Source organism: Jilunia laotingensis (genome assembly GCF_014385165.1).
Classification (GTDB): Bacteria; Bacteroidota; Bacteroidia; order Bacteroidales; family Bacteroidaceae; genus Bacteroides; species Bacteroides laotingensis.
Genome location: NZ_JACRTF010000001.1, coordinates 4,644,623 through 4,663,713 on the forward strand (window position 1 = coordinate 4,644,623; position 19,091 = coordinate 4,663,713).

Below are 19,091 nucleotides of genomic sequence, written 5' to 3' on the forward strand. Positions count from 1 at the left end.
TATGGCAGGAAAGATACAGACGATGATTCCCCAATATGGAGAACTCAACAGAATATACAGAGACTATATAGATAATTACGCTTTTTCTTTTGACAGGCAGAAATTCATATCGGATTTCTATCAGGAGTATAATGACATGAAATCCTTTGAAGCCGCTATCCTTGAACTGGTGCTTGACAAGCAAAAAGAGCAATACACCTTGATACTCAACAGCCTGAAAACTGAAATAGAAAAGAGCATACAGGCTTATGAGATACGCCCGTTAAGTGACAGAGCCATAGAACGTGCTTGCTATCAGCACATGGAAAGGTATTCTCAGGAAATTGAAGCCCAGCTGGATGTTACAAGAAGTCTGAGCAAGCCGCTGAATGAAGCCAACAACAGGTATGATTCCATTGGTTACAGGGAGCATACAGCCGAAGAGGAAAAACAGGCAGAGAAAGAATATGAACGCTGCAAGGCTGAATATGACAGGGAAAAAGCCAAACTGAACAAACTCTATGATCAGCAAAAGGCTGCAAGAACAGAGGCATTCCAATACATGAAGAACTGTTGTGCGGACATATACCGTCAAAGCTGCCTTTTTCTGGATATATTGAAGAAATACATTCCTGACGGAAAGCAAGAGAATAAATCAAGCGAGCCAATCAGTCAGCAGGAAACGACAGAAGAACAACAGGAATATTTCAGCATGAAATTACTTTCGCTCATTCATGAGGTGTGCATAGGAGAACAGTTCGAAGAAATTTCCGCACTGGATTTCTATGCCAATATGAATCTTCACCCCTGCAACTGTAAGCTGAAAATAAAACCGAGAGAGAAAATACGTGTATGCTATCTGATATTCCTGATGAGCGAGAAACTCTCCAAACAGGACAGGGACAAATGGAAAGACAGAATACTGAAACTGCTGGATATTGACGACAGCTACTACAAATCCAAGTACAAGGAGCCTGTTTCAGATTTCCCCAGTGACAGCAACCAAAATTTCGCCAAGGAAATGGAACATATATTCAGATAATCCGTAATATATCCTGATACTTTACGAAAGTTCCACTTTTACCACTCAAAATAATTTTTGAGTGGTATTTTTATTTTCTGATATTCAATAAGATACAATGATATTCAGTTTGTACCGTCCCCATCCTTACCACTCATAACCCTACCTAATTTTGCATCGTTCGAGAACAGAAATAACAGCCAGTGCGCAGGGCTGATTGTTTAACGACTAAATAGATTGGACGATGACAAATATCCAAGAATTATTATCAAAACCCGTCTGGCAGATGACAGGCGAAGAATTCATATTCCTGAGTAAGCACGCTTCAGGTCAGGCCGAAGCATTGCCGCAACCCGTTACAGACACGGAAAAGAAGTATGTGTACGGAATACTCGGTATAGCCAAACTGTTCGGGTGCAGTCTGCCCACTGCCAACCGCATAAAGAAAAGCGGTAAGATAGACAAGGCGATTACCCAGATAGGGCGCAAGATTATCGTAGATGCGGAATTGGCTCTTGAGCTTGCCGGGAAGAAAACAGGAGGACGGAAATAATGGGAGGTATGCTTATGGACTATATGAAAGAAATAAAGGAGATTTCGGCAGAACAGGCAATAATCCTTTGGCAAGCTTCACGCCTGAGTCTGTCGAAAATCTACGAAAAAGCACCTGAGATTCTAAAAGTGCAAGGTTCGGTCATTGGTACACTGGGCAATTTCAGTGCATCCATCGGCAAAGCCAAGAGTAAAAAGACTTTCAATGTATCGGCTATCGTAGCCGCCGCATTGAAAAACGGTACGGTACTGCGGTATGTTGCGGAACTACCGGAAGAAAAAAGGAAGATTCTTTATGTGGACACGGAACAAAGCCATTATCACTGTCTGAAAGTCATGAAACGTATTTTACGGCTTGCTGGTCTTCCTGATGACAGGGACAATGAACATCTGGAGTTTCTCGCTTTGAGGAAATACACGCCCGAACAGCGTATCAGGATTGTCGAACAGGCTATCTATAATACACCGGACATAGGGCTTGTAATCATAGACGGCATCCGTGATATGGTATATGACATCAACAGTCCGGGAGAATCGACACGCATTATATCCAAACTGATGCAGTGGACGGATGACAGGCAGATACACATCCATACGATACTCCACCAGAACAAAGGCGATGAAAACGCAAGAGGGCATATCGGTACGGAGCTGAACAACAAGGCGGAAACCGTTCTGCTGGTGGAAAAGGACAAGAGCAACGGGGATATAAGCAATGTTTCAGCCATGCACATCCGTGCAATGGATTTCGAGCCTTTCGCTTTCCGTATCAACGACAATGCATTGCCTGAACTCATAGAGGGGTACAGACCCGAAGCGAAGAAACCCGGAAGACCGGAAGAGGAAAAGTTTGACCCTTACAGACATATTAGCGAACAGCAGCACCGCATAGCACTGGAAGCGGCTTTCGGACTGAAAGAGGAATACGGCTACAAGGATCTGGAAACCTCCTTAATCAAGTCATATATGTCGGTAGGTGTAAAACTGAACCATCAAAAAGCGGTATCACTTATCACCATGCTCCGGAACAAACGGATGATAGTACAGGAGAACGGCAGGAAATACACGTTCAAGCCGGACTTTCACTATTAGACCGTATAACCTGTAATCACTTCACTTTATTCGGCAGGTCTATATATTAAGAATAAAGCGAAGCGGTTGTAGGGAATAGAAAAGCGCTTCACTTTATTACCGTATCCTATATATACGAAGATAAAGTGAAGTGATTATACAGACCGTACTTCATAAAAAAGTACGGGCGAAAAGAGAAATAAATATTCCAACCATTATTCAAACACTCATCTTATTATGGATATACAGACAGCAAAACAAATCAGGATAGCGGATTTTCTGTACAGTTTGGGATATTCTCCCGTCAAGCAGCAAGGTATTAACCTATGGTACAAATCCCCGTTACGGGAAGAGACAGAACCCTCGTTCAAAGTAAATACCGAGCGCAACCAATGGTATGATTTCGCAATCGGCAAAGGTGGAAATATCATCGCACTGGCACAGGAACTCTACTGTTCCGACTATGTGCCTTATCTTCTACAGAAAATCGAAGAACAGATACCACACATACGTCCCGTGTCTTTCTCTTTTGGCAAGCAATCATTTTCCGAACCGAGTTTTCAGCAATTGGACATTGTGCTGCTGGCTTCTCCTGCCCTGCTTGCCTACCTACAGGAAAGAGGGATAAACACGGCACTGGCGAAAAGAGAATGTAAGGAAGCCCGTTTCACCCACAACGGCAAACGGTATTTCGCCATTGCCTTTCCGAACATATCAGGCGGATATGAAATTCGCAACCGATATTTCAAGGGATGTATCGCACCAAAAGAAATATCCCATATCAGACAGTCAGGAAAACCAAGGAGTACATGTTACGTTTTTGAGGGATTTATGGATTACCTTTCCTTTCTTACTTTAAGGCTGGAAAGCTGTCCGCAATCACCCGACTTCGACAGACAGGATTACATAGTTCTTAATTCCGTAGCCAATGTTCCCAAGGCACTCTATCCGTTGGGAAGCTATGAGCGCATCCACTGTTTCTTTGACAATGACCGTGCAGGAATGGAAGCAATACAGCAAATCCGAAAGGAGTATGATGCTACCCGGTATATACGTGACGCCTCGCAAATCTACAGTGGATGTAAAGATCTGAACGAATATTTACAGAAACGAATAGCCGATAGGAAAGAGCAAGCGCAATCTGTCGAAAAGAGGAATGATACGCTATCCAAGAAACCGAAAGGCTTTCGGTTATAGCCCACTATAACTACACGCTTCGCTTTCGTAGTTGTGGGCTCTCCCGAGGGGATTAGGGCTTTGCCCTAATGACCCACTCAGGGCGTTTCACCCCTGAGAACCCCGAGCAAAGAGTGACCCTCTCTTTGCAATCTCCGCTTATGGGTTACCCCTAAGAACCCCTCTGCGAAAGCGAGCAAAGTAAATCAATTGTAAACAAAGGAAAGAAGCTATGGCAACAAAATCAAGCATACATATCAAGCCTTGCAACATCGCATCGAGCGAGGCACACAACCGAAGGACTGCCGAGTATATGCGTAATATCGGGGAGTCCAGAATCTATGTCGTTCCCGAACTTTCCACCGATAACGAACAGTGGATAAATCCCGACTTCGGCACTCCCGAACTGCGAACTCATTATGACAATATCAAGCAAATGGTCAAGGAAAAGACCGGACGTGCCATGCAGGAAAAGGAAAGGGAACGCAAGGGAAAGAATGGAAAGATTATCAAGGTGGCGGGATGCTCACCCATCCGTGAAGGAGTATTGCTTATCAGACCGGACACCACACTGGCTGATGTACGCAAATTCGGTGAAGAGTGCCAAAGACGCTGGGGCATCACTCCGCTACAGATTTTCCTGCATAAAGACGAAGGGCATTGGCTGAACGGTCAGCCGGAAGCAGAAGACAAGGAGAGCTTCCAAGTCGGTAACAGATGGTTCAAACCAAATTATCATGCTCATGTCGTATTCGACTGGATGAACCATGAAACTGGAAAGAGCCGAAAGCTCAATGACGAGGATATGGCAACCATGCAGACCCTTGCTTCCGATATTCTCCTGATGGAACGTGGACAGGCAAAAGCTGTCACAGGTAAAGAGCATCTGGAACGAAATGATTTCATCATTGAGAAGCAGAAAGCCGAACTGCAACGTATAGAGGAAACCAAGCGACACAAGGAACAACAAGTAAGCCTTGCCGAACAGGAACTCAAACAGGTAAAAGCAGAGATACGCACGGACAAACTAAAGAAAACAGCCACCAATGCTGCTACCGCCATAGCAAGCGGTGTAGGTTCTCTTTTCGGAAGCGGTAAGCTGAAAGAACTGGAACATCACATCGAGCAGCTACATCAGGAAATTACCAAACGGGACAAAGCTACTGATGAATTAAAAATTCAGATACAACAAATACAGGAACAGCATAGCAGACAAATTCGTAATCTTCAAAGAATACATAATCAAGAACTTGAAGCCAAAGACAAGGAAATATCACGATTGAGCACCTTGCTTGAAAAAGCCCACAAATGGTTTCCCATGTTCAAAGAGATGTTGAGAATGGAAAAATTATGCGCTGTTATCGGGTTTACCAAAGACATGATAGAAAACCTCTTGACAAAGAAAGAATCCATACAATGTAGTGGCAAAATTTATTCCGAAGAACACAGGTGGAAATTTGACATCAAGAATGATATTTTTAGGGTTGAGAAACATCCGATGGATAGTGGTAAGCTTATGCTGACCATAAACCGACAACCCATAGTACAATGGTTTAAGGAACAATGGGAAAAGTTACAGCAGAATCTACGTAACTCGGTGCAGAGAGAGCAAAAATCCAGAGGATTTAGAATATAGAATAGCCTATTATTAATAAAATCAAGTATCTATGCATCCAAACAGATTGTTTTTATTACAGAATCAAAATCCTAAGAATTTATAAAAAATGAAGCCTAAAGAAGTTTTGGAAAAATGGATAGATTGCTTTAACAAAGCAGATGCTTATCATATAGCAGAGCTGTATGCTACTAATGCAGTAAATCATCAAGTCGCAAACGAACCAATAATAGGTAAAGAATCAATCTACAAAATGTTTGTGAATGAATTTGCCACTGCTAAAATGGTTTGTATGGTGGAAAATATTTTTGAAGATGGCGAATGGGCTATCATGGAATGGAAAGACTCTCTTGGACTTCGTGGATGCGGATTTTTTCATGTAAAAGATAACAAAATCGTCTTTCAAAGAGGGTATTGGGATAAACTTTCATTCTTGAAGCAACACAATCTTCCAATTGAATAAGTACTATCAGAATACGGACTGGGAAATTGAAATACCCAGTCCGAGTTATATAATGAATTTTACTTGTTAAACTATTTAAAGTCAGTTGGATAACAAACCATACCTTTCACATTCTCAGTAGCTCCAGGTATTAATTCAGCCACCATGCAATATTCATGAGAGACTTCGAAAGGAAATTCAATTCCTAAATCGATAGCCTTGCGATAGCCAAATCGAGGATAATACTCTTTATGCCCCAATACGACTGCTGTGCCGTAACCCAAAAGTGCTGCCCTCTGATGGGCTTACTGAATCAACATCCCCCCCCCAATTCCCTTACGCTGGAATTCCGGCAAGACTGCCAATGGAGCTACACTCAGGGATGTGACAGACTGGGTGTCACTGTCTATCTTTACTTCTGTAAGTAAGATATACCAGACAATTTGTTTTTCTGTCATTTTCTTGTTCTTATCTAATTGTTAGGCTCATTGTTGTTATACATTGTTTAATTATAGATAAATCGTGAATATCCTTCTCTCTTAAATCGTAGCCCGAATGGAATACTTGTTGCCCTTTTGCAGAAATGCAAGGGATGCTTCTGCCTTCAAAGACTGCTGTTCCAAAATAGTCCGGTTGAAATTCATACCAGCCTCCATCCAAGTCGGCTTGTTTGGAAGTGCCGTCCGCATTCAAGACAAAAGGATGGATATCAATATAGCCTAATTCTTTGCTATACAGTTCCACACGGGTGGGCAACCAATTTGTTTCAATTTGATATCCTCTCTCCTGCAAAAGATCAAGGAGTTGGTCTGTATAATTGGCATCAAAATCAATGTCAATATCTCTATGCAAGCGGGTTTGCTGTCCGTACAAGACATCCACTCCCCAGCCTCCATCCAACCAAAACTGCATGTCCAGGCTTTCCAACAAGTCCAAAACTTGAAATAACTCTGTAATCGTAGTGTGTTCTTTCTTTGTCATATAATAATTCTTTAATAAATAATACTATGCGTAATTATCCAACTGCTTGATTGAAGAAATAAAATTTGCACCCACTCCAATCAGAAAGATAACCCATCCGCTGATCATAAAGACGGATGTGATACCCCATGCTTCCACCCAATATCCTGAAGCTACGATACCCAGCATTGATGGAAAGGTACTCAAACTAAAGATGAGAGAAAAAGTCCGTCCAAGCATGTCCGAAGCCAAGTTCTGCTGAATAATAGCGATGAAAAGCGCATGGTAAATGGAATAGGCTATGCCTCCTGTAAATGTTAGGCAAACAAAACCTATAAATGCGCTTGATGGTAAATAACTGGCGCTAATCAGATACAATCCCAATATCACATAAGCCGTATGCATCACTAATGTTTGCTTGCTTTTCAAAGCCTTACAGGCAAGTACTAAACCGCCCAACAATGCCCCTGAGCCCCAACCCATTTCCACAACTCCCATTTGCAAAATGTTTCCGTTGAAATGCAGAAGCGTCATAAAAGGAAATAACGTAAAAACAGGCATAAGGACAAAAGTCACCAGCGTAAAGCATACGAATAAAGGCAAAATGCCCATTGTACGCCGCAAGGTATGCCAACATTCCGTCAGTTCTTTTTTGAAATCTGGAAGAACTTTCGTTTTTTGAAGAGAAGGAATCTGGACACAAAGTAAGGTCAGACAAGCAGCAACAGCTCCGATCACATCTATGAGCAGAATATACTGTATGGGAAGCCAAACAACGAGGCTTGCCCCTACAACGGGAGCTATCACCTCACTGAAGGATTGAATGGAATGGTACAAACCTGATACCCTGACAAGATGGTGCTTGGGAACCAGTAGAGGGATGCTTGCCTGTAAAGCAGGTGCATGAAACGTACTGCCTATTGAACGACAAGCAGTCAATAGATAAAAAAAAGAAAGGTCTTTATAACCCTTGGTTATCACAATAAAAAGACATAGGGTACAGAACGCGATGAACAAGTCCGAATAAAACATCGTTTTCTTTCGATTCCATCTGTCAACATAGACCCCGGCAAACAAGCCTAATACAAATTGTGGTAAAAATCCAGCTAAAATAGCCAGAGATAAAGCTGTCGGGGATTTAAATTCGTTGCTAATCCAAAAAATAATGGAGAAGCCAACAATCGTACTTGTTAAAATAGATATGAGTTGGCCTATTCCTATCACGGCCAAAGTTGATTTCCAATGATTCATTGTGCTAATATTTCATGCGTTTATAGATAAGTACTTTCGTACATTAAGCAAAACGAAATTCTATCCACACAAAAAACTTGTATTATAATCCACTCCTGACGTTGGAATACAATAACAAATACTTTCAGGACGATGTAAAGTCCTGAAAAATCAAACTGAATGGATAGATAAATATTAGTCTTTTCTCATCGGATTCTTTTAATATCGCTACTCTTTTATTATGTAGTGGTTGTATTATCTTAAATAAAACAAAAACACCGACTTTACATTCTTGGGTGTAAAACTGGGTGTTTGTTTTGCAATCTGCTGATTTTCAGCGTTTGTTGCGGAGAGACAGGGATTCGAACCCCGGGTACCTCGCAGTACAACGGTTTTCAAGACCGCCGCAATCGACCACTCTGCCACCTCTCCAAAACTCCTGTTTTCAGAAGTACTTTCCGATGAAAGCGGTGCAAAGGTACGCATCTTTTTTAAATCCGCAAGCATTCTGATGATTTTTTCGCTAAATAATTGTATTTTTGCTGCATTAATTGGAGATTGATTAAGTAACTCCAGACATAATGTTATAAACAGATAACCATAAGCCACATGATATATCCTCAAAATTTTGAGCAAAAGATAGGGTTCGATCAGATACGTCAATTATTGAAAGAGAAGTGTCTCAGTCCATTAGGCGAAGAACGAGTGATGGATATGAATTTCTCCGATCAGTATGAAACGGTAGAGGAACAGCTAAACCAAGTTATAGAATTCATTCGAATCATACAGGAAGAAGACGGATTTCCTGATCAATACTTTTTTGATGTACGTCCATCATTGAAACGTGTCCGTATTGAAGGCATGTATATGGATGAACAGGAGCTGTTCGATCTCAGGCGTTCGTTAGAAACAATCCGTGATATCGTGCGTTTTTTGAGCCACAATGGGGAGGAAAACGACTCTCCCTATCCTAACCTTAAGAAGCTGGCGGGTGACATCACCGTGTTCCCGCAACTCATAGGAAAGATTGATGGAATACTGAATAAATATGGGAAGATAAAAGACAATGCTTCCAGCGAACTGGCTCGTATCCGGCGGGAACTTGCAAGCACCATGGGAAGCATCTCCCGTTCTCTTAACAATATTCTGCGCAATGCACAATCAGAAGGATATGTCGATAAGGACGTGGCACCTGCAATGCGTGACGGGCGTCTTGTCATCCCGGTCGCACCCGGACTTAAAAGGAAAATAAAAGGAATCGTCCATGATGAATCGGCAAGTGGCAAAACTGTATTTATCGAACCGGCAGAAGTAGTGGAAGCCAATAATCGCATCCGTGAATTGGAAAGTGAAGAGAGGCGGGAAATTATTCGTATCCTGTCTGAGTTTTCAAACGTATTACGTCCTTCTATTCCAGAGATTTTACAATCGTATGAATTCCTCGCAGAAATCGACTTCATACGGGCCAAAAGCCATTTCGCCATACAAACCAATGCATTGAAACCTTCTCTTGAAAGAGAACAACTGCTTGACTGGACGATGGCGGTACATCCACTATTACAACTTTCTTTGTCTAAACATGATAAGAAAGTGGTACCTTTGGACATCGAGCTAAATCAGAAACAACGCATTCTCATCATCTCCGGTCCTAATGCAGGTGGTAAATCCGTTTGCCTGAAAACAGTAGGATTATTGCAATACATGTTGCAATGTGGCATGCCGGTACCGATGCATGAACGTAGTCATGCCGGAATATTCAGTAATATTTTTATCGATATAGGCGATGAACAATCTATTGAAGACGATTTAAGTACTTATTCATCACATCTGACCAACATGAAAGTGATGATGAAAAGCTGTAATGAACGTAGCCTCATCCTGATCGATGAGTTCGGAGGAGGAACAGAGCCTCAAATCGGAGGAGCGATTGCGGAAGCGGTATTGAAACGTTTTAACGAGAAGAAGACTTTCGGAGTGATAACTACACACTACCAGAACCTGAAACATTTTGCCGAAGACAATGAAGGAGTAGTAAACGGTGCCATGCTCTACGACCGGCATCTGATGCAGGCACTTTTCCAATTACAAATAGGCAATCCCGGAAGTTCTTTTGCTGTGGAGATCGCACGAAAGATCGGATTGCCGGAAGATGTCATAGCCGATGCATCCCAAATAGTAGGCAGCGAATATATCAATGCGGATAAATATTTGCAGGATATCGTTCGTGACAAGCGTTATTGGGAAGGAAAACGCCAAACCATCCGCCAACGGGAAAAACATATGGAAGAGACCATTGCACGGTATGAAAAGGAGGTGGAAGAGTTATATAAATCGCGAAAAGAAATAATCCGCCAGGCAAAAGAGGAAGCCGAACGACTGCTGCAAGAGTCAAACGCTAAAATCGAAAACACCATACGTACCATCAAAGAGGCGCAAGCCGAAAAGGAGAAGACGCGCCTGATAAGACAGGAATTGAACGATTTCCGTACATCCATTGCTGAGTCTACCCTCAAAGAACAGGAAGATAAAATCGCCCGAAAGATGGAGAAACTGAGAGAGAAACAGAACCGGAAAAAAGAGAAGAAGCAATCCGCTCCGGACGAAAAGCAACAATCCTCTCTAACACCGGCAGTGCAACCCATTGCAGTAGGTGATTATGTGAAACTGAAGGGACAAACCAGTGTAGGCCAAGTTTTGGAGATAAACGGGAAAAATGCCGTCGTTGCTTTCGGAAGCATTAAAACGACCGCCAAACTGGAACGCTTGGATCGTACCAATGCTACTCCACAAAAACAAGAAACAGTAAAAAGCACCTTTGTCAGTTCTCAGACACACGATCAGATGTATGAAAAGAAACTGAACTTCAAACAAGACATCGACGTGAGAGGAATGCGAGGCGATGAAGCCCTGCAAGCGGTAACCTATTTCATCGATGATGCCATATTAGTTGGCATGGGGCGTGTACGTATCTTGCATGGTACAGGTACAGGAATTCTCCGCACGTTGATTCGGCAATATCTGGAGACTGTGCCCGGAGTCCGCCACTTCGCCGACGAACACGTACAGTTCGGTGGTGCCGGAATTACGGTAGTAGATCTGAGTTGAAGAAACAACTTCTTCTCTAAGAAAAGCGTTACATATGGGAGATATAAATAAGAAAAAGACATGAAGAATAACCTGCTGAGTGAGAAACTAATCTACACGGGTGAGAGCCAGACTCCTACCCATCTGCATCTCTGCACATACAATGCCAGCGAGATACAGGAGGTGACCGGGAAAACCTTCCAAGAGATCAGTTCTTCCCTGAATAATGATCGTATCAACTGGCTGCAAGTGCATGGCATGAGGAACACTGAAACCATCCGTGAAATATGCAGCTATTTCGAAATAGATTTCCTTATCTTGCAGGATATTCTTAATGCTGATCATCCTACGAAAATTGAAGAACACGATAACTATATCGTGCTTATATTGAAAATATTCAGTCCGGCTCTAAAGACAGAGGAAGATGGAATGGACGAGCTGAACCAGCAACAAGTGTGCATCATTTTGGGGACGAACTTCGTACTCACTTTCCTGGAGAACGAAACGGATTTCTTTGATGAAGTCAGCGCTGCCCTGCGCAATGACGTTTTAAAGATACGTAACAGACAAAGCGACTACCTGCTAAGCGTACTTCTGAACAGTGTGATTGGCAACTACATGGTCATGATATCTGACATTGACAATGCACTGGAGGATTTGGAAGAAGAGTTACTTACTGTCAGCGAGGGAAATGATATCGGCATACAGATACAATCGCTCCGCCGCCAATACATGCTTATGAAGAAATCCATCCTTCCGCTAAAAGAGCAGTATATCAAACTGCTCCGAGGAGAAAGCTCATTGATGCACAAAGTAAACCGGGCTTTCTTTAATGACGTAAACGACCATCTTCAATTCGTATTACAAACTATCGAAATATGCCGCGAGACACTTTCTTCACTGGTAGATCTCTACATCTCAAATAATGATCTGCGCATGAACGACATTATGAAGCGATTGACCATTGTCTCGACCATTTTTATCCCGCTGACTTTCCTGGTTGGCGTGTGGGGCATGAATTTTAAGTTCATGCCCGAACTGGATTGGAAGTATGGTTATTGGTTCGCCTGGTTATTGATGGTAGTCATAGGCATGATAGTTTATGCTTTTTTCCGTAAAAAGAAATGGAATTGAGAAGAAGAAAGAAAAGAAAATATTAAGAACGAAATAAAATGAAATCAATCAAGGAATTATATCGCATCGGGACAGGGCCTTCTAGTAGCCACACGATGGGGCCGCGCAAAGCTGCCGAAATGTTCTTAGCCCGGCATCAGGACGCTGCACGCTTCAAGGTAACTCTTTACGGGAGTCTTGCTGCTACGGGTAAAGGCCACATGACTGATGTGGCCATCATTGACACATTAAAACTCACTGCACCTGTAGAGATCGTCTGGCAACCCAAGGTTTTCCTTCCCTTCCATCCCAATGGAATGACGTTCGCCTCTTTCAATGAAGCTGGCAAGCTGACTGAAAATTGGACGGTCTACAGTATCGGAGGCGGGGCACTCGCTGAGAACAACGACAGTCCTTCCATCGAAAGCCCGGAAGTATATGCCATGAGCAGTATGACCAAAATACTGGAATGGTGCGAACAAACAGGAAGAAGTTATTGGGAATATGTCAGAGAATGTGAAGATACCGACATTTGGGATTATCTGAACGAGGTATGGAAAACGATGAAAGAGGCCATTCATCGCGGTCTGGAGGAAGAAGGCGTCTTGCCCGGTCCCTTAAACTTGCGTCGCAAGGCTTCGACATATTACATACGTGCCACAGGATATAAGCATTCGCTGCAATCAAGAGGTCTTGTATTCGCATATGCCCTTGCCGTGAGCGAAGAGAATGCTTCCGGTGGCAAGATCGTAACAGCTCCTACTTGCGGCTCATGCGGAGTGATGCCCGCTGTACTCTATCATCTGCATAAAAGCCGAGAATTCAGTGACACCCGTATTCTTCGGGCGTTAGCAACGGCCGGTCTGGTAGGCAACATTGTAAAAGCTAATGCTTCCATCTCTGGTGCCGAAGTAGGCTGTCAGGGAGAAGTAGGCGTGGCATGTGCCATGGCTTCCGCAGCAGCCAACCAATTGTTCGGAGGCAGCCCCTCACAAATAGAATATGCAGCAGAAATGGGATTGGAGCATCATCTCGGAATGACTTGCGACCCTGTATGCGGATTGGTACAGATACCCTGCATCGAACGTAACGCTTATGCGGCCGCCCGTGCCTTGGATGCTAACATCTATTCTTCGTTCACCGATGGCATGCACCGCGTCTCTTTCGACAAAGTGGTGCAGGTGATGAAACAGACCGGTCGCGATCTGCCTTCACTTTATAAAGAAACCAGCGAAGGGGGACTGGCAAAAGATTACCAGCAAATGTGAGGAATATTCCTCACATTTCCGGCCAATGCGTAAAGTCCGCACCCGTAATATCCTTTTCCTTGAGAAGTCCGCCATAAGCAGAATAATACAATGCTCTCTCCTGAGTGCCTCGCTGTACTTCGAGCAAATACTCTTCCGCTTTTGAGGGATAAGTCAATTTCGTTATATCATCTATCACCCAATCGGCATAATTACTTTCCAAATAAGCAGTATTGACAGCTTCAGGAAGCTGTTCTTCAAAAAGCTCTTGCTCTGTCATTACCCAATTTGCATTCGCATCAAACCAGACATCCAACTCATTGCCATCTACCCAACAATCGGCTACATAATATACTCCCTTCTGGCTCCACTCTATATCTTTTACTCCAGGATAAAGTTCATGCAATGCAGTCACAATATCGGAATTAGGTGGCAGATAATCATCGTCCGCATTACTACACGAACCAAAAGCAAATACGACCGCCAGCAATATGACGGTCAGTATATTCATCTTAAATTTAATCATAGTCAAGGAATCAATCTAAATTAATCGTCCGCCTTACGGAACTTGCCGTTCTTATCGAATTTGAAAGAAATATCAGTATTCAGTTCTACTTCAAACCCTTTGCGGTCTCTTTCAATCTTAGTGACATATTCATTTGTAAAATTATTAGCCTTCAAATAATCGGTGACAAAAGACGGAATAATCGTTGCGGGAACCTTTCCCTTTTTAGCATCGACTTCCTCCCAATTTCCTTTGCTATCAAAATCAATCTCCGTTCCGTTGGCAAGAACCACTTCATACTTTTTAGACATGATATCGCTATCGATCTTGATATGCTTTACTACCGGTTTAGTGAAATGGCGGTTGATGAAGTTACGTGCCGGAAGAGGAAGCTGGTTCATGTCTTTAGTTATTACATCACCGGCAAATGCAAACTGAACGGCTACAATAGCCATCACGAGAATCGATAAAATCTTTTTCATAATCGTTATTTGTTAATGTTAGTACTATTATTTATTCTGATTTCGTACTGCAAATAACGACACGGAATCTGGAAAGATTTAGGAATCCAGAAGGAGAAAAGCGTTTTTTGGTTTCTTTAACCAATATATGGAAATAGAGAAAAGCTACATGCAAGTTTGACACAACGAAAAGCTAACCTAACCAACGAGCTTTCTACGATAAATCATCTTGGTTTCGGCTTCGATGTAACCGGAGGTTCCTAGCTCTATATGACGGAAGGTACGACCTAACCACCCATATGTTATAAACCAATCGTCATGAAGCCGGGAATATAGGATGTCAGACACCCCCATGTCTCGCAGCCTTACACCCCCATGTAAAGCAGTGAAACATGGGGGTGTAAAGCTGCGAGACATGGGGGTGTCTGACAACACATCCCGGTATGCTACGCAACGTTTCCTTTCAAGGAAGGATAAACAGCTAGTAACTGAACAGGCAGTACACCTACTTCCTAAGATGCGGAACTTTGTTCCATAAAGAGGACATCGACATAACAAAAAGCAGCCACCTGAATGATCTCAAGGGCTGCCTTTTACTCTTTTTAAAACTATCATATTTGTGCATAAACGCACCGAAAACATCAGAGAACTAAATACTGTCTACATCATATGCCTCTTCCAAAAACTCCTCTCTCAAAATGGTCATCTTCCCATCAGCGGTAATGGTAATGGACAGAGGGACATATAAATCCGTTTGCGGATAACAAACGCTGGCTGCATAAACGATCCCTGAAGGGGTAGTCTTATTATAAACCATTCCTTCAAGAATAGATTTAGACAGGAAATCATCCCCTACCACGGAAGCAAAATCATGCTTAGTAAAAGTTTTGTTGAATACCGGTTCACTACCACGGGTCAGACGAAGTGTTATTTTATTATCGACGTATGTATCACCCGAAGGGCTAGTCACATGTGACAACTCCTCGTCCGGTGTTCGTGAAATCAAAGAATGGTATTCTTTTCCTTTGAATTTAATATCTACCTCTGCTTTCGACGACTGCATCCGTTGAAGTCCATGCGCATCCGTACTATCCAGCATCGCAAGAAGCGATCCTTCGTTTTTATTACTATTCTTATTACCGCAAGAAACGATAACTGCCAGCACCGGCACGAGAAACAGATATATAAGTTTCTTCATCTCTCAGACTGTTTTTTGAATTACCGGGCAAAGGAACAAAAAGACACGGAATTACACAAGCATATGACCTGATTATTCACCAAAGGGATTATTTACGTTTCTGCCCATCCCGTGACTTATGGCCATTCCGCATCTTCTGCATGTGTTCGGCCTGCTTCTTCGTATATGACTCATACTGTTCATTAGTAAGAATCTTCTTCAATTGTGCATCATACGCATCACGGGAAGCCCTCATCTCTTCACGCATCTTTTTACGGTCTTCCTTCGTCATTTCAGATGCCTTTCCCTTCCCTTTTTTATCACATTTCTGATCCTTAGACATGGAAGCTTTATTACACATCTTCTCAGTTTGAGCCAAATTCAACTCAAGTAGCTGTTGCTTCTGGGTATCGTTCAATGAAAGCTCCTTCGCCATGCGTTCCGTCATCTTCTCAGCACGTGCTTTCGGATCCATTTTCTTTCCATCACGCGGTCCTTGCGCCATCATCACTCCACCCATTAAAAACAGGGTTACCATAAAAAAAACTATTCTTTTCATCTTTACTTCTTCTTTTTAGTTAATACTATTATTCATTGGTTGCAACTGGGTATATGACCGAATACAGGACAGGAAGTTTAATCCCGACAATCGTTTTAACAATATATAAACGATTTGCAGGGATGTTTTAAGAAAACCTATCATTTTGTTGTTCCAATCAACTGATAGAAATCTTCTATTGGATAAGCCAAAAGATTTCCTTACCTTTGTTTACAAAATAATGAATAAAGAAACAAGATGAAATATATCGGAGCACATGTCAGTGCCTCTGGCGGTGTGGAAAATGCACCGGTCAATGCACACGAGATAGGCGCTAACGCCTTCGCCCTCTTTACTAAAAACCAACGTCAGTGGGTAAGCAAACCATTGACCGAAGATAGTATCCGGCTATTTAAAGAAAACTGCAAGTTGTATGGCTTTCAACCGGAGTACATCCTTCCACATGATAGTTACCTTATCAATCTGGGACATCCGGAAGAAGAAGGACTTGAAAAGAGCCGTGCAGCCTTCCTCGATGAGATGCAACGTTGTGAACTATTGGGTTTGAAATTACTCAATTTCCATCCCGGCAGCCACTTAAACAAAATACCGGTAGAAGATTGCCTCAGTCTCATTGCGGAAAGTATCAACATAGCCTTGGATAAGACGAAAGGTGTGACCGCCGTCATTGAAAACACTGCCGGGCAAGGCAGCAATCTCGGAAATGAATTTTGGCAGTTAAGGTATATAATCGACCGCGTAGAAGATAAATCCCGGATCGGGGTATGCTTGGACACCTGTCATACTTTTACAGCCGGATATGACTTGCTCGATGATTATGAAGCGGTGTTCCGGGAATTTGACGAAGTAGTAGGTTTCCATTATTTACGGGGAATGCATCTGAATGATTCCAAAAAAGAATTAGGTAGCCGGGTCGACCGCCATGACAGTATCGGCAAGGGACTGATCGGCTTCCCATTCTTCGAGAAGCTGATGCGTGACAGCAGATTTGACAATATGCCATTGATATTGGAAACGATAGATGAAGCATTGTGGCCTGAAGAAATAGCCTGGTTGCGCGAACAATCGGAAAAATAATTCCAGTCTCGGTTAAAAGGGCAATCAATAGATATTGGCCATACTGACCAACGGTTCATACAGCTTTTCAATATCTTGTGCGTCCATTTCAATCTGTACCTGATCTCCCGGGATCAATCTTGTCCCGGCAGGTTTCAGGTCTTTCCGGTCGCGATGAACATTCATAATAATGCAATGCTCCGGCAATTGAAGTTCGTCCACGACTTTTCCATCGAAATAAGATCCGGTCATGATCTCGACAGAAAGCGTATAACGCTTCTGCTGCTGAAAGTCCGGAGTATTTATCATATCGTCATACAGCGTCACATTGAATGGTTTAATTTGCAGTAGCTCCGTAAAGTAATAAGTCAATCCGCCTACCACCACAGATGGATAGAAGACTTCAAAATGACCGGTTATTTCTGTAATCAGAACAATGGCGGTCAACGGAGTGCGGATCACAGCAACCAAAAATGCAGACATACAAACCAACATTATATAACTCACGTTCTCTTGAGCAATAAATCCCTTCTGTACCAATATCAACGCGATAATCTGTCCGAACAATCCTCCCGTAACCAACGTCGGGATAAAATTGCCTCCCGGCAGCCCCGATGCGATGGAAAGAGCAGTAAAGACAAAATGAATCATCATCATAGCCAGCACCCACATGATCTGTGTACTGCCATCAGTCGCCTGTCCCAATAAAAATTGTTCCCCACCTCCCGTAAGCGATACCTCTACCAATGAAATGGCGTAAGCCACAACCAATAAATAAAGCATCTTCATACATACAGAATGTTTCACTTTTGAATAAACCCGCTTAAAATAAAGAGTTAGTTCTGAATAAAACTTTCCGAAAAGGGAAATCACTACAGCCAACAACAAGAACAACTTTACCTGCGACCAAAAAGACAATAAAGGATCTACAGCATCAATCAAGTGATAAGGATTCATCGGAAATATCCAACTTGCCACTCCGCTTGCTACCACCCCGGCAAGTAAAGTCGTAATAGCCGTTTTCGGTGCATCAAAGCGTTCAATCGATTCGATCACCAACAAAGAAGATGCCAACGGAGCAGCGAATGCAGCCGCCAATCCCGCACCGGCACCGGCTGCCAACAGTTGCTTCCTCTCACCTGCCAAAACCCGCCCCCATTTGGATATCAGACTGCCTACATATGAACCGATCTGGACCGAAGGACCTTCACGCCCTAACGACAAGCCCGCTGACATGACAAGAACACCGCCAACAAACTTCGAAACCAATTCAATAAAAGGATGCCTGTAAGTGATGCGCCCATTGATCACTCCCCGCGTTTGGGGAATACCTCCTCCCGTAATTAACGGCATCTTCTTAACCAACCACGAAACAAAAATCAGGATTCCCCAAAGGAAAAAGAATAATGGAATATACCAATACCAATGAGGATGAGAATCAAAGAAAGTACGTCGAGCATTGAAAAAGAACTGCAAGAGATAATGGTAAGGCACAGCAATAAGCCCTGTCAGCAATCCTACGAATATACTGACAAAGTATAACCGTGCATCAATAAGTTTCAACTTCCAGACATGCCATTTCCTGACACCTTCCAGGCTTTTCCAGTGTTCGAACATACCCCCTAAATAATTTGCCCAATATAACAATGAAACAAGCGGAGATGTTTGTTACATAAAGACTATTTCAAAAACAAAGGCAGTAAGCCTAATTCATTTAATCACAATCCAATAAATTATTTCCGAACTATACGGCTGACTTATAATAAAATGCATATCTTTGCGAAATGGAAGGTTCATTAGCAGTTAATGCCCTTACAAAACAAACATTCAGCGCGCCAATAAA

At 42.7% G+C, this 19,091-nt stretch carries 19 protein-coding genes and 1 tRNA gene; 10 read left to right on the forward strand and 10 right to left on the reverse strand.

Annotated elements, in window-relative coordinates; translation table 11 throughout:
* The first annotated feature begins 1 nt into the window (after position 1).
* The 6 genes from H8744_RS18265 (at position 2) to H8744_RS18290 (ending at position 5,877) form a co-directional block, all read left to right on the forward strand.
* The gene (locus tag H8744_RS18265; RefSeq protein ID WP_007842331.1) at positions 2–1,021 is read left to right on the forward strand and encodes a hypothetical protein; all 1,020 of its coding nucleotides are present in this window, start codon (positions 2–4) and stop codon (positions 1,019–1,021) included.
* Positions 1,022–1,244: 223 nt separating this feature from the next.
* Positions 1,245–1,553 (forward strand): DUF3853 family protein, encoded by a 309-nt coding sequence (locus tag H8744_RS18270; protein ID WP_007842330.1) that lies wholly within the window; start codon positions 1,245–1,247, stop codon positions 1,551–1,553.
* Positions 1,554–1,567: 14 nt separating this feature from the next.
* Positions 1,568–2,644 carry an AAA family ATPase gene (locus H8744_RS18275; protein ID WP_007852816.1) on the forward strand — a complete coding sequence of 359 codons (1,077 nt, stop codon included), beginning with the start codon at positions 1,568–1,570 and terminating at the stop codon, positions 2,642–2,644.
* Between the two features lie 216 nt (positions 2,645–2,860).
* Complete coding sequence (locus tag H8744_RS18280; RefSeq protein ID WP_007842328.1) at positions 2,861–3,820, forward strand: DUF8464 domain-containing protein; 960 nt, start codon at positions 2,861–2,863, stop codon at positions 3,818–3,820.
* A 211-nt stretch (positions 3,821–4,031) separates the two neighbouring features.
* Positions 4,032–5,435 (forward strand): hypothetical protein, encoded by a 1,404-nt coding sequence (locus H8744_RS18285; protein WP_004308779.1) that lies wholly within the window; start codon positions 4,032–4,034, stop codon positions 5,433–5,435.
* Between the two features lie 88 nt (positions 5,436–5,523).
* Positions 5,524–5,877 (forward strand): nuclear transport factor 2 family protein, encoded by a 354-nt coding sequence (locus H8744_RS18290; RefSeq protein WP_004308780.1) that lies wholly within the window; start codon positions 5,524–5,526, stop codon positions 5,875–5,877.
* Between the two features lie 71 nt (positions 5,878–5,948).
* On the opposite strand, the gene H8744_RS18295 is transcribed toward H8744_RS18290, so the two are convergent.
* The 5 genes from H8744_RS18295 to H8744_RS18315 form a co-directional block, all read right to left on the reverse strand.
* Positions 5,949–6,140: a GNAT family N-acetyltransferase gene (locus H8744_RS18295; protein WP_004308781.1), complete on the reverse strand. Its 192-nt coding sequence runs from the start codon at positions 6,138–6,140 to the stop codon at positions 5,949–5,951.
* A gap of 21 nt (positions 6,141–6,161) precedes the next feature.
* Positions 6,162–6,314: a GNAT family N-acetyltransferase gene (locus H8744_RS18300; protein ID WP_005786088.1), complete on the reverse strand. Its 153-nt coding sequence runs from the start codon at positions 6,312–6,314 to the stop codon at positions 6,162–6,164.
* 10 nt (positions 6,315–6,324) lie between these two features.
* Positions 6,325–6,837, reverse strand: coding sequence for a lincosamide nucleotidyltransferase Lnu(AN2) (lnu(AN2), locus tag H8744_RS18305; RefSeq protein ID WP_004308783.1), 513 nt, complete (start codon positions 6,835–6,837; stop codon positions 6,325–6,327).
* Between the two features lie 24 nt (positions 6,838–6,861).
* Positions 6,862–8,067 carry a macrolide efflux MFS transporter Mef(En2) gene (gene mef(En2) / locus H8744_RS18310; RefSeq protein ID WP_005786079.1) on the reverse strand — a complete coding sequence of 402 codons (1,206 nt, stop codon included), beginning with the start codon at positions 8,065–8,067 and terminating at the stop codon, positions 6,862–6,864.
* A gap of 326 nt (positions 8,068–8,393) precedes the next feature.
* Positions 8,394–8,478, reverse strand: a tRNA-Ser gene (locus H8744_RS18315).
* Between the two features lie 177 nt (positions 8,479–8,655).
* Between H8744_RS18315 and H8744_RS18320 the strand changes: the two genes are divergently transcribed.
* From H8744_RS18320 to H8744_RS18330, 3 genes are read left to right on the forward strand one after another with little or no spacing between them, the layout of a single operon-like run.
* A complete protein-coding gene (locus tag H8744_RS18320) occupies positions 8,656–11,151 on the forward strand; it encodes an endonuclease MutS2 (RefSeq protein WP_262436223.1) in 2,496 nt (831 codons plus the stop codon).
* A 60-nt stretch (positions 11,152–11,211) separates the two neighbouring features.
* Positions 11,212–12,264 (forward strand): magnesium/cobalt transporter CorA, encoded by a 1,053-nt coding sequence (corA, locus tag H8744_RS18325; protein ID WP_262436224.1) that lies wholly within the window; start codon positions 11,212–11,214, stop codon positions 12,262–12,264.
* A gap of 38 nt (positions 12,265–12,302) precedes the next feature.
* Positions 12,303–13,511 (forward strand): L-serine ammonia-lyase, encoded by a 1,209-nt coding sequence (locus tag H8744_RS18330; protein ID WP_262436225.1) that lies wholly within the window; start codon positions 12,303–12,305, stop codon positions 13,509–13,511.
* 10 nt (positions 13,512–13,521) lie between these two features.
* Here H8744_RS18330 and H8744_RS18335 read toward each other — a convergent pair whose 3' ends face one another.
* The 4 genes from H8744_RS18335 to H8744_RS18350 all read right to left on the reverse strand — a co-directional run bounded on the left by H8744_RS18335 (position 13,522) and on the right by H8744_RS18350 (position 16,192).
* On the reverse strand, positions 13,522–14,016 hold the full coding sequence (locus H8744_RS18335) for a PepSY-like domain-containing protein (RefSeq protein ID WP_262436226.1): 495 nt from the start codon (positions 14,014–14,016) through the stop codon (positions 13,522–13,524).
* 20 nt (positions 14,017–14,036) lie between these two features.
* Complete coding sequence (locus H8744_RS18340) at positions 14,037–14,477, reverse strand: PepSY-like domain-containing protein (RefSeq protein ID WP_262436227.1); 441 nt, start codon at positions 14,475–14,477, stop codon at positions 14,037–14,039.
* A gap of 628 nt (positions 14,478–15,105) precedes the next feature.
* Complete coding sequence (locus H8744_RS18345; RefSeq protein ID WP_262436228.1) at positions 15,106–15,654, reverse strand: DUF4738 domain-containing protein; 549 nt, start codon at positions 15,652–15,654, stop codon at positions 15,106–15,108.
* Positions 15,655–15,742: 88 nt separating this feature from the next.
* Complete coding sequence (locus H8744_RS18350) at positions 15,743–16,192, reverse strand: DUF4890 domain-containing protein (RefSeq protein WP_262436229.1); 450 nt, start codon at positions 16,190–16,192, stop codon at positions 15,743–15,745.
* Between the two features lie 237 nt (positions 16,193–16,429).
* On the opposite strand from H8744_RS18350, the gene nfo reads away from it, so the two are divergent.
* Positions 16,430–17,269, forward strand: a complete 840-nt coding sequence (nfo, locus tag H8744_RS18355; RefSeq protein ID WP_262436230.1) for a deoxyribonuclease IV — start codon at positions 16,430–16,432, stop codon at positions 17,267–17,269.
* A gap of 24 nt (positions 17,270–17,293) precedes the next feature.
* Here the strand turns inward: nfo and H8744_RS18360 are convergent, their stop codons facing one another.
* Positions 17,294–18,865 carry a ClC family H(+)/Cl(-) exchange transporter gene (locus H8744_RS18360; RefSeq protein ID WP_262436231.1) on the reverse strand — a complete coding sequence of 524 codons (1,572 nt, stop codon included), beginning with the start codon at positions 18,863–18,865 and terminating at the stop codon, positions 17,294–17,296.
* Between the last annotated feature and the right edge of the window lie 226 nt (positions 18,866–19,091).

What these genes read in the sequence shown, in the direction of transcription:
- H8744_RS18265 (WP_007842331.1), top strand. Translation starts at nt 2, where the DNA reads ATGGCAGGAAAGATACAGACGATGATTCCCCAATATGGAGAACTCAAC.
- H8744_RS18270 (WP_007842330.1), top strand. Translation starts at nt 1,245, where the DNA reads ATGACAAATATCCAAGAATTATTATCAAAACCCGTCTGGCAGATGACA.
- H8744_RS18275 (WP_007852816.1), top strand. Translation starts at nt 1,568, where the DNA reads ATGGACTATATGAAAGAAATAAAGGAGATTTCGGCAGAACAGGCAATA.
- H8744_RS18280 (WP_007842328.1), top strand. Translation starts at nt 2,861, where the DNA reads ATGGATATACAGACAGCAAAACAAATCAGGATAGCGGATTTTCTGTAC.
- H8744_RS18285 (WP_004308779.1), top strand. Translation starts at nt 4,032, where the DNA reads ATGGCAACAAAATCAAGCATACATATCAAGCCTTGCAACATCGCATCG.
- H8744_RS18290 (WP_004308780.1), top strand. Translation starts at nt 5,524, where the DNA reads ATGAAGCCTAAAGAAGTTTTGGAAAAATGGATAGATTGCTTTAACAAA.
- H8744_RS18300 (WP_005786088.1), bottom strand. Translation starts at nt 6,314, where the DNA reads ATGACAGAAAAACAAATTGTCTGGTATATCTTACTTACAGAAGTAAAG.
- H8744_RS18320 (WP_262436223.1), top strand. Translation starts at nt 8,656, where the DNA reads ATGATATATCCTCAAAATTTTGAGCAAAAGATAGGGTTCGATCAGATA.
- corA (WP_262436224.1), top strand. Translation starts at nt 11,212, where the DNA reads ATGAAGAATAACCTGCTGAGTGAGAAACTAATCTACACGGGTGAGAGC.
- H8744_RS18330 (WP_262436225.1), top strand. Translation starts at nt 12,303, where the DNA reads ATGAAATCAATCAAGGAATTATATCGCATCGGGACAGGGCCTTCTAGT.
- H8744_RS18335 (WP_262436226.1), bottom strand. Translation starts at nt 14,016, where the DNA reads ATGATTAAATTTAAGATGAATATACTGACCGTCATATTGCTGGCGGTC.
- H8744_RS18340 (WP_262436227.1), bottom strand. Translation starts at nt 14,477, where the DNA reads ATGAAAAAGATTTTATCGATTCTCGTGATGGCTATTGTAGCCGTTCAG.
- H8744_RS18345 (WP_262436228.1), bottom strand. Translation starts at nt 15,654, where the DNA reads ATGAAGAAACTTATATATCTGTTTCTCGTGCCGGTGCTGGCAGTTATC.
- H8744_RS18350 (WP_262436229.1), bottom strand. Translation starts at nt 16,192, where the DNA reads ATGAAAAGAATAGTTTTTTTTATGGTAACCCTGTTTTTAATGGGTGGA.
- nfo (WP_262436230.1), top strand. Translation starts at nt 16,430, where the DNA reads ATGAAATATATCGGAGCACATGTCAGTGCCTCTGGCGGTGTGGAAAAT.
- H8744_RS18360 (WP_262436231.1), bottom strand. Translation starts at nt 18,865, where the DNA reads ATGTTCGAACACTGGAAAAGCCTGGAAGGTGTCAGGAAATGGCATGTC.